Raw genomic sequence first — 15,382 nt, 5'->3', positions numbered from 1 at the left:
ATACAAAATGGTAGTTAATCAATGATACAGTTGTTTTTGTATGTTTATATTCATTCTTCATGAATATATAGTAGCACATTTGTAGATATTATTCAATATATTATCTACAAAAAGTAAAGAGGTGGGCTATCATCCTCACGGTTGAAACCGTGGGTTTTCTCGCCCACATGGGTTATAAGTTTTTTTCGTGCTCGGACTATCATTCCAGCTCTTCGATTAAAAAGGGATATGGGGTCTATAGACGTTATATTTGCGTGCTGAACAGTTCACTCCCGAACTGTTGTCTTCCGTCCCATGAATTTACCTGGAAATTGGTTGTCATTTTATTGGCACGGGTGACAACATCATGATGCCTTGAAAATACATGTATTACAAGCTGTTTATGCTGTCCTCAGGTCCTCTGTTCTGTATATCTTCAGCTTCTGTTTTCAGGTGTTTTCTTCCCGTATTTTGTATTTTCAAATAGTAATTTCCCACCAGTGAGACTACATCGACAATGACAAAGCCTCAGATGGATGTTTTTTCAGTGACCTGTTGGTCACATTGATGGTTCTGGCGGAGCTATCTTCAGCTTATTTTTGCTGCTGAAGACTGGCCCATAATCCGAGAAAATCAATGACATCCTGCTTTCTCTATCTCTTTGTAAAGATCAGAGATCACATCACTGACCTTGTGCTTTTTTAGGCTCTCCTCAAATTCTTGCTGGACACCCTGCAATTTGTCATACAGTGTAGCGTGGATATTCCGCCCGACCGGACAGAGAGGATTCGGATTCTCATGGAAATGAAAGAGATCTTCCTTATTCTTCTCTACAGCTTCATAAACGTCATAAAATGTGATCTGCTCAAGCGGTCTTGTGATGGCGATGCCGCCCGGCCCCCTCTTGATTTCAATCAGCCCGGCATTCCTGAGGTCAGACATGAGATTCCGGATGATCACCGGATTGCTTCCGATGCTGGCCGCAAGAAAATCACTGGTCACTTTCTCCTTTTTTCCAAAATACTCCACAGCCGCCAAAATGTGTATTGCTATCGTAAATTTGGTTGATATCTGCATAAAAAATTTTCCTTCTATTGTGCATTACAGTACTTTTGATATTGCCCCGGCAGGACAGACCGGTACGCAGTTTCCGCAATGAAGGCACTGGTTCTGATCAATAACCACCGGCGTCCGCGGCAGGTCAATCGTTGCCACGACTGTAGAGTGAATATCCTCCACAGGAATCTTCAGATATGCCTTTGTGTCCATGCGCTCTCCTTCTATGGCACCATCAGATGTTCCATATCTGAGTCTTTATTCACGATGATATAAAATCTCCCGGTAAATATCCCGGTCACTGTCCCTGAATACATTGAAAATAACGCGGCGCACAGAGGTCTCAGGATGTGAATCAAGCCAGCCTCTTACCGTACTCACAGCGATTTCCGCCGCCTTGTCCTGCGGGAAATGAAAAACGCCGGTGGAAATGCAGCAAAACGCAACCGATTCCAGCTGATTACCGGAGGCTGTGGAAAGAACCGACCGATAACAGGAAGCCAGCATCTCCTTATCCTTCCCGGTGAGCCACCCGGACACAATCGGTCCAACCGTATGAATCACATAGCGCGCGGGAAGGTTATATCCCGGCGTGATCTTTGCCGCGCCGGTCTCTTCCTCATAGCCCTGCGCTTTCATGATCTGATAACACGTTTCCCGCAGTTCTACACCTGCCATAGTGTGAATCATGTTTCCTGCACTTGTCCGAATCACTCATTATGGCATAGTGAAAGGCATCCGGGTCGTTATCGAGCTCATCTGAGTCAAAAAACTCATCATAATTGTCATCGAGACAGCCTTTGATCATCATGTGCATGAACATCTTGTTGTTGGCCTGAGTGATATAGATTCGCTCTACAATCTTCCGCACAAGAGTCTGCACTTCTTCCGGACTGCGGCCCTTTGCCTGTTCCCCAAAGTGTTCAAAGAGATAGGCCACCTCATCGAATTGCCTCTGCTGTTCTTCCCTGTCAGAGAGCAATGTCTGGATCTTTTTCAGTTCCTTTTCCTTCTTGGCAATTTCCCTGGCAATTGCATCCATATCCTGTTGGATATATTTTCGTGTCACATCCGTTGCGGATCGAAGGGATACAACCTGCTGTTTGATCGCAATATCTAACTGATCCAGTTCCTTCTGCAGCCGCTTTGCATTTTCAAGATTCTCATCATTCTTAACCATTTCATTGGTATGCTGATTGATCATATCCCTGAATAGGTTAAGATTATCCTGCGTCATGTTGCAGAGTAAGTCAATGACATATTCATCGAACTCCACACCTCTGACAGCCTGAAAAGTGCATTTTCCATTTCTGACCGCATTCGGACACGCGTATTTAAACCTTGGTTTTCCATGGGTGTATCGTCCACTCTCCGTTACAATACGCAATCTTCTGTTGCAGTGCGGGCAATACATCAGGCCGGCAAACATCGCCTGCGTTGCCCGGTGCGGTCTGTCATACTGTTCCTTGATGCTCTCTCGCAGTTTTTGTGCTTCGATCCATTCGGAAGACGGAATAAAGCCATCATGCCGTCCGACGGCAATCACCCACTCACTCATGTCACGCCATTCCAGATTTCTTGCGAACTTCGGGTTGAAGAAGGTCGAATCATCCGCTTCTTCCTTGGTCTGCAGTCTCCGGTTGGAAGCAGCGATCCCATGAACACCGTCCCAGTCACTCTTCTCCCCACAGATATTACTTCCCTGATCCAGAAAGTAGTCATAAGACTTTTCATCTGCGATACAATAGACAGGGTTCTGAATAATATCTTTTACCGCAAGAAGAGTGAACCTAGCGCCCTTCTTCGTCTTATACCCTTCCTCATTTAACTTGCCGGCGACCCGATTAAACGCTCGTGTCTGAAGAAACAGCTTAAAAATATATTCGATCAGCTTGCGTTCCTCCGGGACTGCAACAAGATAAGAGAAAGAGGTTTTCCGCTTACCCACGCCGACCTTTGCTCTCTCAGCTCTGAATCCTGTGGGTGGCGTGCCGCCCATCCAGCGGCCATCCTTGGCAAGTTCTGACAGGTTATCCGTGATCCTTTCTCTTAAGATATCCCGCTCGAATTCTGCGATCATGCCCAGCATCTGAATCATCATTTTGGAATTGGCATCCTGGGTATTCAGATTGTTGGAACTGATCAGAAGAGCGCAGTCGTATTTGTTGAGGAAATTGATCATAGCCGTCAGATCGGACATACGCCGGCTGATTCGATCCAGCTTATAGCACACAATAGCCCGGATTTTCTTTTTCTCTACATCATGAATCATTCTCTGAAAATCCGGACGATCTGAATAGAAACCGCTCTTTCCTTCATCTTCGTAAATCTCGTAGTCGTAATCAGCCGGAAGATTCAGATGCAGCTTGGCATATTCCTTACAATATTCTTCCTGGTTGGCGATGGAATCGCCTTTATGAGTAATAACCGATTTTCTCGCATAGATCACAACTTTTCGGTTATCCTCCCCTTCTGGCGTGCGTTTTTTCATAATAATCTCCTATTTTCATTCGTACATACACACAATATTATATCATGATAGCAGAACAGAGGCAGCTATTTTCTGCCTCTGCCTCCAATAATTCGTACCAGTTATCAAACAAGATCAATCATCAAATCCGAAGCTCTTTCTAAGCTGTTTCACTTCACTTACACTCAGATGCATCGCATCAATCTGGTCGATCACAATTTGTGCCCATGCTCTCACCATATCCTCCATCGCCTTATCATAATCAGGGCCGGGATGGATTACACAGATAATCTCTGGTTCCGTTTTATCTGCCATATCATTCGTCCTCCATCAAATAATCTCGTAGTCAGAAATATAGAAGTGGTTCCGGCAAAGTCCACACCAATGCCGATTCCCCTATGCTGTTATGGAAGTCTTGATACCCTTCCACTTACTTGATGTGGACGCATTTTATCATGGTTGCTGAAACTTTTTTCTGTCACTCTTCTTCAAATCTTGCTCGAAGCATCTTCAGCAGTTTCTCCTTGCGATAGCGGACCTGTCCGATCGTCAGTCCCAGCTTTTCAGCCATGCGTTGGTTGGCATTCTCAACATCCTCAAACATGGCCAGCAGAAACTTCCTGTCATCTTCCGTCAGCTCCTCCAGATATCCCTGCAGCTCCTCCAGCTCCAACTGATGAAGAACCGTTCCCTCAACATCCGCATTCTCATCGACAAGCTCATAATCCGTCTCTGACTCAGATCCGCTCATATCCGTCGTTGAGATCCAGGAGATGTTACTCTTCTCCTTTGCCTTTTTCCTTCTGCCAAGGCGCTTATACTCCGCATCGAACATCCTTCTGATCTCCGCGATCTGCTCCTCCGGTAATCCTGCTTCTCTGCATGCCATTTCGTACTTGTAAATCATGAAATCCTCCGTTTTCCGCAAAACGGAGGACCTGAAAATGCCTGTGCAGACGCATAAAAAACGGGCGCAGCTGACCACACGACACGGAATCTTCCGTTTCGCTCTTTGTGTGGTCAGCCGAAACCCATCAGCTGACTTCTTATTTACCTGGATCGCCGCAGAACGTGGGTTGTGTCCCTGGCCGGGAGACACGCGCTGCGGCGACAAACAACGAATGAATACAAGCGGTCATTCGCAGACTGCGTCTGCTCATGTCGCGCTATACATATGCGCTGGATCAGACCATTCGCCATGCGGGCATGCCGCCTGATCTGTCCGCCACATATGAGCACCGCTTGTAGAAACGCGCAAAAAAAGCCGGAGTCACCACAAACGCACCCACTCAGGGTGTATCTATGGCAACTCCGGCAATTTGGTATCTCGTTCGGATCCGTGGCTCGGTAGTTACGTGATTACTATCGTGCTATTCTGTTCTCGTTCGCTTAAGGGCATCCGTATAGGCCTTCAGGCGCTTTTCCTGGCAGCTGTACCTTTGGTATTTCATGGTTACCGCCATTACCGCTCTGCAGCGCGGACACTTGATGGAAATTGTACCTACATTTGTTTTCTCCATATCAAAGAGTCTCTGGCCGCAGGAACAATATACCGTAACAGAATCATGATCTGCACTTGCTTTACTCATTCTCACCACCGCCTTCCTCTGTTCTGATGACAGCCGTGGTTATGCCGCTTTTATAATCCTTTCTAATCAATGTTGGCTCCCTTCTCACTACAAGCAGTGAATCAAAATGTAAAGCTGTATTCCTCGGTAAAGGGAAAGAAACCTTTGGAATACATATATGAAAAGCACCTGACCTTCGGGATCAGACCGGCAGTTCCGACCCGCAGCAGACCTCCCAGTGAGAAGTCCGCTCGCTGCCGATTGCTGTTCATTCCATACGTCTGCATTTTCAAGCTTTCGCTGCATTCCACACCTGCAACGGCTTGACAGGATGAGAAGTTTGCTTTATGATATGAGCAGTTGAACTTCTTGATTGTTATTATACGCAGACAATTTTTCAGTGTCAAGTCTTTTGAGAATTTCACCTTCCAAATTACGAGAATATTAACTTCTCACAAGCTCAAACCAAAGGAGTGACAAAATTATGACGTTCGGTGAAAAAGTAAGAGAAGCACGAAAGAAGCTGAACATTTCCCAGGATGATCTGTCCAACAAAATTGGGGTATCCAGAAGAACGGTTACCTCGTGGGAAACAGACAAATCTTTTCCCAGAACAAGAAAAGTATATGAGAAGCTGGCAGAGACACTTGACGTGCCTCTTAATTATCTGCTCAGTGAAGACGACGCCTTTGTCATGGATGCTTCTGAGCAGTTCGGTTACAGAGGAAAAAAGGGAGCGGAAAAGCTCGTTCAGGAACTGACCGGCCTGTTTGCCGGCGGTGAACTGGCGGAAGAAGATATGGATGCCCTGGCTTTCGCAGTCCAGGAGGCCTACGTAGAGGCAAAAAAGAGGAATAAAAAATACACCCCGAAGAAATATCGTCAGGATGCATCCGATGAAAAATGAGTCCGGTTGAGTCCGCTGTTCAAGTCCTAATTTTCGGACAGATCATATGCTACACTTGATTTGTTCATTGCAGACAGGAGGTGAAAACCTTGATCCTGAACACAACTGATGAGATCATCCGCTGTGCAGATAAACTGGTCAGGCGGACCGGAAGCCGGGAACCGGAACTGATCGCTCTGGATCTCGGTATTACAATTATGGACGTACCTTTCAAAACGCAGAAGGGCGTCTACAAGATCATTGAGCGTAACCCCTTCATCTTCATCAAGGAAGATCTGGATGAACGCATGCGCAGGATTGTTCTGCTGCACGAAATTGGCCACGACCGTCTGCACCGCCGCCAGGCAAAACAGTTCCAGGAATTCCGGCTCTTCGACATGACTAACAACACCATGGAATTTGAAGCCAATCTCTTCGCCGCACAGGTCGCCCTGCCAGATGATATGATCCTGGACTACATCTACCAGGGCTACAGCGTGGATCAGATCGCCGGAGAGATGGAATCCGACATCAATCTGGTGGCAATCAAAGTCAGCGACTTATGCCGCAGAGGGTATTCGTTCCGGGTGCCGGAGCACGAGAATAATTTTCTAAAATAATGATCAGTGGATAGGGGGCTCAAAACTTTCCCTGCTTAAGCCCTTTCTATCTCCGGAAGCAGCAAAAGCAAATTCCACTTCCACATTCCTGATTAGTTTATTCCGATTGGGACCTCGATTTTATCTCTGGCAACACAGACCCCGTTTTTGACAAGGTAACATTCCACAAAATGCGGGCCATAGAAATTCGTACTCTCACCCTGATGGCTATTATTAGTCTGGAGTATCTGCCCACGAATCATATTTCTCTTTACGGCTTCCTCTCCAACATTTCTAACCTTCCACCATATCTCATAAGGCCGAGGGCAGTTTGTTTTCGTGATATAAAAATCCAAATGCTTATTATGCCGCAGGAAGCTACCGGGTGTCCGCAGAAGTGTACGTAGCAAAAACGGTCTCCACCCATTCTGAGTTACTTTGCAATCAATTTGGAGTGAATATCTGATATCCACGGGTACCAGTTCTTCAATAAACTTCTCTGTGGAAGCACCTCTGCTGAAGGTTTTTCTTACGGAAGATGATTCATATGATGCTTTTTCATCAGATTCACTTTCCGCTTTTGGAAAATCATTTCCTAGAAGTTCTCGAAGGATATCATTTATTTCATCCGAATCATTTTCAGTGCCATCCAATTTTTTATGAGCCTTTTCCGCCTTGGCAACAAAGGCTCCATCATCAGAATTGTTAACTTGTTGGTTGCTTCCTACTGCATACCAGAAACTTCTGTCAGGATCCTGATCTTTGAGATATTTATACAGATCTGTCAGAATCCTCAAATAATCACTTGAACTGCTTTCTGAGAAGTAGTCTTTATCCTTAAAGAAGTCATAGACCAAGGTATCGATAAGAAGCCCACCCATCTCCAATCCCACGGTATTCTTCCAGCTCCTGATGGCATGACAAAAATCATTGTAAATTCCATTGGATTCTGAATTACATTTATCGCATTCAACCTGTTCGCTTAATGGGTCTGTATATTTCCAGCTTCCTCCGTCATGAGTATCCGGATACTTGAATTTTTCATCTGACTGTTTAAATCCAGGAACCAGTTCGACAGTGTATTTGTTAAATTCTATTACAACAACCTGCCCGTCACCACGTATATCCGTGTTAGGATATTTTTCTTTAAGGACATTTTTTACATCCTGAATAAGTGCGGACTGCCCATTGCTTTCGTATGCATCATATTGCTTATACGTACTGTCTGGAAGATCAAATAAAATATCAAGGTCACTGCTTCCAGCAATTGCTGTCCTTCTGCCGACAGATCCAACAATATACATATGGGAATCGGCATCGCCGTCCAGATCGTAATAATGCTTATTGAGCTTCTTAGCAATGTCACCAGCTGTTCTTTCCATGTCGGAAAGATTATCCTGCTTGATATTATTGCAAAATGTCTCAAAATCATTTGCCAAGGACATTTACTAAGATATTCCTCCTCTTAATGCAGGTGGAAGAAAGCGATCTATCTCTTCCTGCGTATATGTATACTCACCTTTTACTTTCAAAGCCTTATCTGCTAATTTTACAGCTGCATCCGTAGTCGATGGAGCACTTATATAAAGTTTATTCAGATCTTTCATTATGTCATTGTAGTCCCTTCTAATTCCATCAATTTCATCATTCATATGAAGACTTGCAATCACGTGAAGGAGACGTTCTCTAATGACGATAAAACTGTTCGCAGCTATTCTGTGCTGCTGCTCCATACTTTTTACATCAAAACTTTTAAAATAAGCAGTGATAGCAAGTGTACCAAATGAGAGAATAGCGGTGATAACCTTTGTAGTCATACTGTCTAAAAAAATCGTCGTAATAATTCCACAGGAAGTGGCTGCAGCCATTAGGATATTTATTGTTTCCAGTACTCGGTATCTTTTGGCATAAATATCAGCCTGCTTTTCCTGAATCTTGTGTGTCCAAACGACGCTAGCATAATTTTGCCTGATCTCTTCAAGCAAAATTTGATTGTTGTTATTCATCAAATTCACTCTCCCGAACCACTTGTGCTTTGCCAACACTTCGCATTTACTTCGCATCCACTTCGCATCTACTCCGCATCAGATGCGGAGTTGTCCTTTAACTTATATGTCCGAGACGGAGAGTGTTTATTTCCATTTGCCTGTATAAGCTTCATGTCCAGCAGATGATTCAACCGGTTTGTAACAGATCGCTCCTTCTTTCCGACATTTTCCGCAATCTCAGAACGGCTTGCCGGACGTCCACATTCCAGTAGGTACTGTACAATGTTTCTTTCCAGTTCATCCAAGCCCAGATATAGAATTTCACCAGATGCCTTCCCGGATGCGTTATTGGAGGCTGTGTCTGACACCTTATTCCGGCTTGGCATCCGTTCATCGATATTGTTCCGGAGAATCAGCGTCACCGTGTTCGGACCTTCGACATATTCCGGTTTAGGAAGTCCTGCCTCCTCCATATCGGAATAGATCTTCTTTACACCCTCATTCAGCTCCCGGACCCACTCGAACTCCGTCATAACTCTGGAGATCTTCTTATTTCTGGAAAAACGTGTGTAGGTGATATTGTCCACGGTCACAATGTTCGGAAGCCGTCCCGGAGTCTCGATCTCCATCCGGTCATCATACAGGCTGACCTTGATATACTGCCCTGTCGCCGCGTAATCTCTATGGGCGATGGCATTAATCAAGCCTTCCTCCCACGGAAACCGGGGATATTCCGGACTGCTCTCGAATCTTCCGCTCTTGCGGTTCTGATGCGTAAAATCCCTCAATTGTCCGGAGATATACGCCTTCGCATCATCCACCAGACGAAGGATCGGCTCATCAATATTCTTATCCTTTACGACGTTGTACTTCTCCCCCACCTGCATCTGTCTGCCGTCAATCTGGATTATGCGGACACGGCAGCTAACCGAGAACTGCATCACATTCTTGGCAAAAAGAAGGACAGCAGCATTGGTCAGACGTTCTCCCCCGTTCTGCTCTGTAAGAAAGCCTCTTGCCCTGAGAACCTGCCGGAAGGGAAGTCCCTCCGCGCCGATACGCCTCTCATAAGCCTTCAAAAGCTCTTCATCCAGATCTTCCACCCTGGCATACGGGCAAATCTCCTCTTCATAATGCCGGGATCCCTTTGCATATTCCAGATTTCGGAGATTATCCCCTAGCATCTCCCGCGTTTTATCGCCGATTCTGAGATACGTCTTGTCATTGGACGTCCGTATGATCTGATCAAGACTGCTCTCAATGTGGAGAAGGAGAAGCCGGTCGGGTTGTCCCTTCTCATTCGTGATATCAATAAACTCTTCCTTGTACTGCGGCATAGGACGGCAGCAGTCTCTCGGGACATTCAGAAGCTCATTGATCTTGTCCTCACCAATACTGTTAATGCCTTCCAGCGTCAGTTTCTTATCGCTAATGCCGATAACCAGTGTGCCGCCATCGGCATTAGCAAACCCGGAAATATGCGGTGCGAGATCCGATGGACGGATCGCCGCAGATTTCCGGTCAAAATATTTGTTCTCATGCTCCGTTTGCATATATTCAAGCGTCAGCATCGGAGTAATTTTCGATCCATTCATAGTTGCTTTCCCCGCTTTATTCCAAATTATTGCTACCTGTTGTCATTAACACCGTCTTAATGGTAACAGGCGGTAATGTTCCTTTTTCTTATTTCCAAATAGCGTCCCATAAGCACTCGCTTTTACGTTTATCTTTATATCAAGATTTTTCTCAAAGCATTAGCAATTTCTACAGCTTCTGATATCGTGTTTTCCGCGCCGAAAGTAATCCGGATCGTCCCTTGGGCATAGTCAGCGGGAACGCCAATTGCCTTAATAACGTGGGAAACCTGTGTGTGTACAGAGTCACATGCTGAACCTGTAGAAATGCAAATTCCCATCAGATCAAGGCGGTGAAGAAGCATTTCTCCATCTGCTCCGCGGAAAGAAAGACATACATTTCCTGGCAGATGGTATTCTGAACCATTGCGAATAAAATCAATATTACTCTCTCGCAACTTGTTGAGAAGAACGTCTTCTAGAGATTGAAGTTTATTTGCCACGTCTTTCATTCTGGCAGTATTAAACCTTAACGCTTCCGACATTCCAACAATAGACGCAATATTCTCTGTTCCAGCACGGAGACCATTCTCTTGAGAACCGCCGTCTTCATAAGGATGGATATGAACCCCGTTACGGATATATAAAAATCCAATGCCTTTTGGTCCATTAAATTTATGCGCAGAAGAAGATAATAGGTCAATATTTTCCTTGTGAACATTTATTGGAATATGGCCAACTGCCTGAACTGCGTCAGTATGAAAGAGAGCACCATGGGCATGAACGATTTTAGCAAGCTCAGCAATAGGTTCTATTGTTCCAATCTCATTGTTTCCATACATGATAGAAACAATGGCGGTCTTATCTGAGGTGGCCTTATCGAGATCCTCTTGGCTGACTATTCCTTTCCTGCTTACCGATAGGTAATGTACAGGGATACCAAGTCTTTGGATGGTTCTGCAGGAATTTAAAATAGCATGATGTTCAATTTCGGAAGTAATGACTTCGTTTTTCTCTTTTTTTAGAAAAATCGCAGACTTCAACGCCCAGTTATCACTTTCTGTACCGCCGGATGTGAAATAGATTTCTTCAGGTGATGCGCCAATGCAATCCGCAATCGTTTTACGAGCCAATTGCAAAGCTTTTTTTACTGTTCTTGAAAATGAATATGGCTGTGAAGCATTCCCGTACTGTTCAAGGAGGTAGGGCTTCATGGCATCAAACGCCTGCTTGCATAATTTAGTTGTGGCTGCATTGTCTGCATAGATCATTAAGCTTTATCTCCTTAATCAAAGAGGGTGCAGCCCTCATCCTTGAATTCTTCTATTTTGTCATTTAGATCATCTACCGTGCATTCTAAATAATCAGCAAGACAATCCATGCAATAGAAATTTTTTATGTTCTTGCCTAACAGCTTCTTGTTAAGGCCAACTGTGTTTTTATCTAAATTTTTTTTGCCACAAATAACGCATTCGTAACTCATGAGAATTCCTTTATTGTAAAAGTCGGCATCTGTTTATCGTCGTTCTTATATTCTGGATCGAGGATAGATAGTTGTCGCCATATAATTTTACGCATATTGATGGCTGGACGGAGGCAGTAGCGATTAAAATCTCGTGGATTTATATCATCTACAGACTTTACGTTTGGAAACAAAAGCTTGAGATACGCGGTTGCTATCCTCTTTACAGCCTCTGTGTGTCTTACGTAAGCGTTTTCAGAAGTCTCAACAAGCTCATCAACAACGGCCCTGTAGCTGGCATCATCACGAAGCATATGCATCACAGTACAGAAATATTCCGTATTTAATGCCCAGCCACAAACCTTTAGGCTGTCGCTCATCTTCGGAATCTCCCATCCTTTAATAAAACCATGGATCCGGTCAACAAGAGCACTTTCCTGGAATAAAGAAGGAAGTTCCGTAAACATACTCTTATATTCATCCATGTTGTCGATGGAAATATTTCCTAGAAGGACAATTCCAGCGGACGACTCGCCCTCATACCCGCCGATATTAAAGCGACCTCTTTCCATATAACCCTGCATGATAGAGCGCATTTCGTTGATGTCATTAAAAGTCACGAGCTTGACCTCATCAATGGCTACATAATCTGTTCCAACAACAAATCCTGGGGTGTGCCGTGCTGTATCATAAAACATTTTTGCACGGGTAATTTTGCCACCATCAGTCAGAAGACCATATTTACTTATGTTTCCGAATACATAGGACTTTCCGGTTCCCTTTGGCGCTAGTTCAAGCAGATTCAGCCTTTTTTCCAGGAATGGAAGCAGACGAGTTAGCATAGCCAGCTTTTCATCGGTATTTTTGTAACCATTCGCATTGTAGTCAATTGCTCCAAGTAAAACATCGATCCATTCTGAAATCGAGAATTCGGACCGAGCGTCCTTGAAGTATTCAAGGTCAGCAATGTAGGGGCGAAAACTTGTGAACCCTGTTAGCTTGATTTTTCCAGGAATCTTAGGTTTTGCCGTGTCATCCGGAAGCCTGTAGCCCAGTTCAATAATTCCCCATGTTTCCTGGCTTTGGGTAAGTTCATCCTTATATCTTTCCCAGACTGCCGGTTCTATGATGGTTTCTTTATGAGTAAGATCAAAATTCGGAAGAGAAAATGTAATATCTCCAGTTCGAATATCGATATCGACACTTATTTTTGTGAGAATTTTGACACGTTCATTCTCATAAGTAATCCGATTCTTTATGCTTAACCACTCATCCTTTTTGGGGAGATAAGTACTTACAAATTCGGTGACATCTTCAATATCATAATTTCCTTCTTCATCCTCAAATCTTTTTAGTACCCAATCTCTTAGAAAAGAGGGCAGACCAAGCGAAGAAAAGAAGTTGCTCTTCGTAAGATCTTTATATACTACCATATCCTCAAAGCATTCTCTCAGCTTGTCATCCATTTATATAAAACCTCCCTATAGCAAATCATTTACTTTCTGACCTTCACGTTCCACGATCAGCGGAAGTTTTTCAGCAATTCGGTTATCTCCGGAATACACATCTACATAATATGTGCCCTTTTTCTTTATATCAGGCATATCTACCCGATAGTATCCATTTCCCATAGGGTCAGCCGAATACTTCTTCTGATTGATTCTGACAGAGACATCTTGTTGCTCTTCTGTGAGGAATATTTTTATTGCTGCCTTCTTACGGAAACTGACTTCAATTTGAGGAATTGTATTTATATCATCCAAGTGGGAGTCAACCGGCATAATGTAAACTTCAATGCTCTTGTCCGAATATGTGAGGGTAATAAGAGGAACACATATCTCTTCAAGTGTAGCGCCTCCATGTGTTTCAACTCCTATCTTTCTGCTTCCTTTGAAACGGTCATAATTTGCAAGGACCCAGTAATCTCCGGCATCAACAGCATATTCGGGCTTTTCATCTAGTTCACTCTTTTTACAGCATCTTCCCGAATGAATCCCTTTTTCAGCCATTTCGTAAACGTTTTCCCTATCATGGAGAATGACCAAACGACTTGCTCCATGATCAGCAATCATTACTGCTTCAGCAATATCCCCATTCAGAAGCTTTGCCTTGATCTTTCCTAATACATCTCGGATGATCTCCAATTCTTTTATCAGATGGATCGGCAGTTTTGAATGCTTGTAATAGTCGTAGTTGTTTTTACCCTGGTGCTTGACCTCATCAATATCCTTAATGTTTACAATATGGTCTTCAGGCCACCCTTCCACAAATTCCCTATTGCATTCTGTAATAGACGGAAGTTCGGAACGACAGACTTTAATCTTGATTTTTAACTTGAGATCATTGCAAACACTCTGGATATATCCAAGATATTCAACTCCCATTGCGTCCATAAAATAGAGCAAAGCATTTGGCTTTGAAAGATTCTCCACCACAGCAGATCTCGGCTGAAGGATGGATATATAATCGCGTTTTTTTGCTTGTTCAAGCACAAGATCGTAAAAATCAGGGAAGATTTTGTTGACCACCTTCTGATATTTGTACTCAGAGAAATAATGATTAAGCAGGTCGACTTGGAAATCATATGGTTTCAAATAAGCAGCTAATTCAGGATATATTTTTTCAAGGATATTAGTCAGCTCTTCTCGATTTTCTTTTGTGCCATAACGATTCAGATACGCGAATATTTCCTCCTTTTCCTTTTCTGTATTGTCCGTCAAATAGTAAATTTCTTCTGCTTCTTTAGCATGCGCGATCTTGCAATAACTGACAAGCTCAGCCGATGGATTTCCTATCTGGTTGAGCAGGATTTTTCTGCTTGAGTAACATTCCCAGAAGTCATTATCGGAGGGAGACTTGCTGAGTATTCCGCGATAAATATTAGAAGCCATTTCCTTTATTGTAGAAGCATGCGCGGCTGCATAGTTAAGGCACCAATTGTTTTTTACGCTGTAAAGTTTCAATGCAATATAGTACAACCACAGGCGATTATAATTGAGCTGCATATCTTGGATGCTGGAGACAAAAATGTCGAGTCGTCTGTGATCTCCAAATGTGCTATCTATGGCATTCGCCCAGTTGGAATTTTCATTGACTAAAGTGAGGGCATAATTCCATTCCATTTCTGTGCCCATGCTCTCGGAAAGATTTTTGGTAAGAGGATCCTTCAAGGCGAGAACATCATAGGCCTTATTCAGATTAGTAATATTGTATAGTGCATATGGAAACTGCTCCTTAGTCTTGTTTGTAACCAGATAAACCTTCGGTTCAACTGCCTGCTCTACGGCAACAGCAAAATTCTCGAGCCCGCTTGCAACTTTTAATTTTTCGGGAAGTGGCAGGTTTGAAGAGCAGAAAAAAATGTCCGGAATTTGAGTCACATTTCCTTCAAGTAAGGCAATTCGGCGTTCCAGACGCGGATCCCGAATATTCAAAAACTGTCTGCATTGATAAGTGAAGATCACAACATGCCCATTTGTCGACATGTTAATTATTTCAGATAACCGACTTGTTAAGTTCTCCTCTCCAATCAACCTCAGATACGAAGAAAGTCCGGTCACAAAACAGTTGTGATCTTTTGTCTGTAGATCATGAAGAAGATCTTCGATTTTGGGGAACCCGTCTCTGGAACAATAGTTCGAGGCAGGGATGACTTCTGAAGTTGTTGAGGTTATAGGGCATAACTCGGTCAGAAGTCTGGAAAGATCATCTCCATTCTGAACATCGACGATTAAAGGCTGATAGTCGTCCTTCATAAGGAATCGTTTTGCTTTTTTGATACATTCCTCGTAATTCATAAG

At 43.7% G+C, this 15,382-nt stretch carries 15 protein-coding genes; 2 read left to right on the top strand and 13 right to left on the bottom strand.

The features are described 5' to 3' along the window. Nucleotides 1-612: 612 nt before the first annotated feature. The 6 genes from ISF27_RS11845 to ISF27_RS11820 form a co-directional block, all read right to left on the bottom strand. The gene (locus ISF27_RS11845) at nucleotides 613-1,056 is read right to left on the bottom strand and encodes an Rrf2 family transcriptional regulator (protein ID WP_194611698.1); all 444 of its coding nucleotides are present in this window, start codon (nucleotides 1,054-1,056) and stop codon (nucleotides 613-615) included. Nucleotides 1,057-1,080: 24 nt separating this feature from the next. After that, the gene (locus ISF27_RS11840; protein WP_194611697.1) at nucleotides 1,081-1,248 is read right to left on the bottom strand and encodes a 4Fe-4S binding protein; all 168 of its coding nucleotides are present in this window, start codon (nucleotides 1,246-1,248) and stop codon (nucleotides 1,081-1,083) included. 45 nt (nucleotides 1,249-1,293) lie between these two features. Beyond that, complete coding sequence (locus ISF27_RS11835; protein WP_328701616.1) at nucleotides 1,294-1,713, bottom strand: macro domain-containing protein; 420 nt, start codon at nucleotides 1,711-1,713, stop codon at nucleotides 1,294-1,296. Next, entirely contained in the window at nucleotides 1,655-3,526 is a 1,872-nt protein-coding gene (locus tag ISF27_RS11830; RefSeq protein WP_194611696.1) for a recombinase family protein, read from the bottom strand. Before ISF27_RS11830 ends, ISF27_RS11835 begins: the two co-directional genes overlap by 59 nt. A 114-nt stretch (nucleotides 3,527-3,640) precedes the next feature. Further along, entirely contained in the window at nucleotides 3,641-3,820 is a 180-nt protein-coding gene (locus ISF27_RS11825) for a hypothetical protein (RefSeq protein ID WP_194611695.1), read from the bottom strand. Nucleotides 3,821-3,983: 163 nt separating this feature from the next. Continuing rightward, complete coding sequence (locus ISF27_RS11820; protein ID WP_194611694.1) at nucleotides 3,984-4,412, bottom strand: RNA polymerase sigma factor; 429 nt, start codon at nucleotides 4,410-4,412, stop codon at nucleotides 3,984-3,986. A gap of 1,145 nt (nucleotides 4,413-5,557) precedes the next feature. Between ISF27_RS11820 and ISF27_RS11815 the strand changes: the two genes are divergently transcribed. Both ISF27_RS11815 and ISF27_RS11810 read left to right on the top strand, forming a co-directional pair. Further along, a complete protein-coding gene (locus tag ISF27_RS11815) occupies nucleotides 5,558-5,980 on the top strand; it encodes a helix-turn-helix domain-containing protein (RefSeq protein ID WP_194611693.1) in 423 nt (140 codons plus the stop codon). A gap of 89 nt (nucleotides 5,981-6,069) precedes the next feature. Continuing rightward, nucleotides 6,070-6,579 (top strand): ImmA/IrrE family metallo-endopeptidase, encoded by a 510-nt coding sequence (locus ISF27_RS11810; RefSeq protein ID WP_194611692.1) that lies wholly within the window; start codon nucleotides 6,070-6,072, stop codon nucleotides 6,577-6,579. Between the two features lie 92 nt (nucleotides 6,580-6,671). Here ISF27_RS11810 and ISF27_RS11805 read toward each other — a convergent pair whose 3' ends face one another. The 7 genes from ISF27_RS11805 to pglZ all read right to left on the bottom strand — a co-directional run bounded on the left by ISF27_RS11805 (nucleotide 6,672) and on the right by pglZ (nucleotide 15,379). After that, complete coding sequence (locus ISF27_RS11805) at nucleotides 6,672-7,997, bottom strand: nucleotide-binding domain-containing protein (protein WP_207727449.1); 1,326 nt, start codon at nucleotides 7,995-7,997, stop codon at nucleotides 6,672-6,674. A gap of 9 nt (nucleotides 7,998-8,006) precedes the next feature. Further along, nucleotides 8,007-8,564: an SLATT domain-containing protein gene (locus ISF27_RS11800; protein WP_194611690.1), complete on the bottom strand. Its 558-nt coding sequence runs from the start codon at nucleotides 8,562-8,564 to the stop codon at nucleotides 8,007-8,009. 68 nt (nucleotides 8,565-8,632) lie between these two features. Beyond that, a complete protein-coding gene (locus ISF27_RS11795; protein ID WP_207727448.1) occupies nucleotides 8,633-10,141 on the bottom strand; it encodes an ATP-binding protein in 1,509 nt (502 codons plus the stop codon). A gap of 134 nt (nucleotides 10,142-10,275) precedes the next feature. After that, nucleotides 10,276-11,391: a cysteine desulfurase family protein gene (locus tag ISF27_RS11790; protein ID WP_194611689.1), complete on the bottom strand. Its 1,116-nt coding sequence runs from the start codon at nucleotides 11,389-11,391 to the stop codon at nucleotides 10,276-10,278. 14 nt (nucleotides 11,392-11,405) lie between these two features. Further along, entirely contained in the window at nucleotides 11,406-11,603 is a 198-nt protein-coding gene (locus tag ISF27_RS11785) for a hypothetical protein (RefSeq protein ID WP_194611688.1), read from the bottom strand. Beyond that, nucleotides 11,600-13,048, bottom strand: coding sequence for a BREX system Lon protease-like protein BrxL (gene brxL, locus ISF27_RS11780; RefSeq protein WP_194611687.1), 1,449 nt, complete (start codon nucleotides 13,046-13,048; stop codon nucleotides 11,600-11,602). The genes ISF27_RS11785 and brxL overlap by 4 nt, the downstream gene beginning before the upstream one ends. Nucleotides 13,049-13,063: 15 nt before the next feature. Next, on the bottom strand, nucleotides 13,064-15,379 hold the full coding sequence (pglZ, locus tag ISF27_RS11775; RefSeq protein WP_194611686.1) for a BREX-4 system phosphatase PglZ: 2,316 nt from the start codon (nucleotides 15,377-15,379) through the stop codon (nucleotides 13,064-13,066). Between the last annotated feature and the right edge of the window lie 3 nt (nucleotides 15,380-15,382).

The sequence above is a fragment of the Clostridium vitabionis genome (assembly GCF_015351765.1).
Classification (GTDB): Bacteria; Bacillota; Clostridia; order Lachnospirales; family Lachnospiraceae; genus Clostridium_R; species Clostridium_R vitabionis.
Note: the sequence above shows the minus strand (reverse complement) of the source record. Positions and strands in the feature narration are given on the sequence as shown.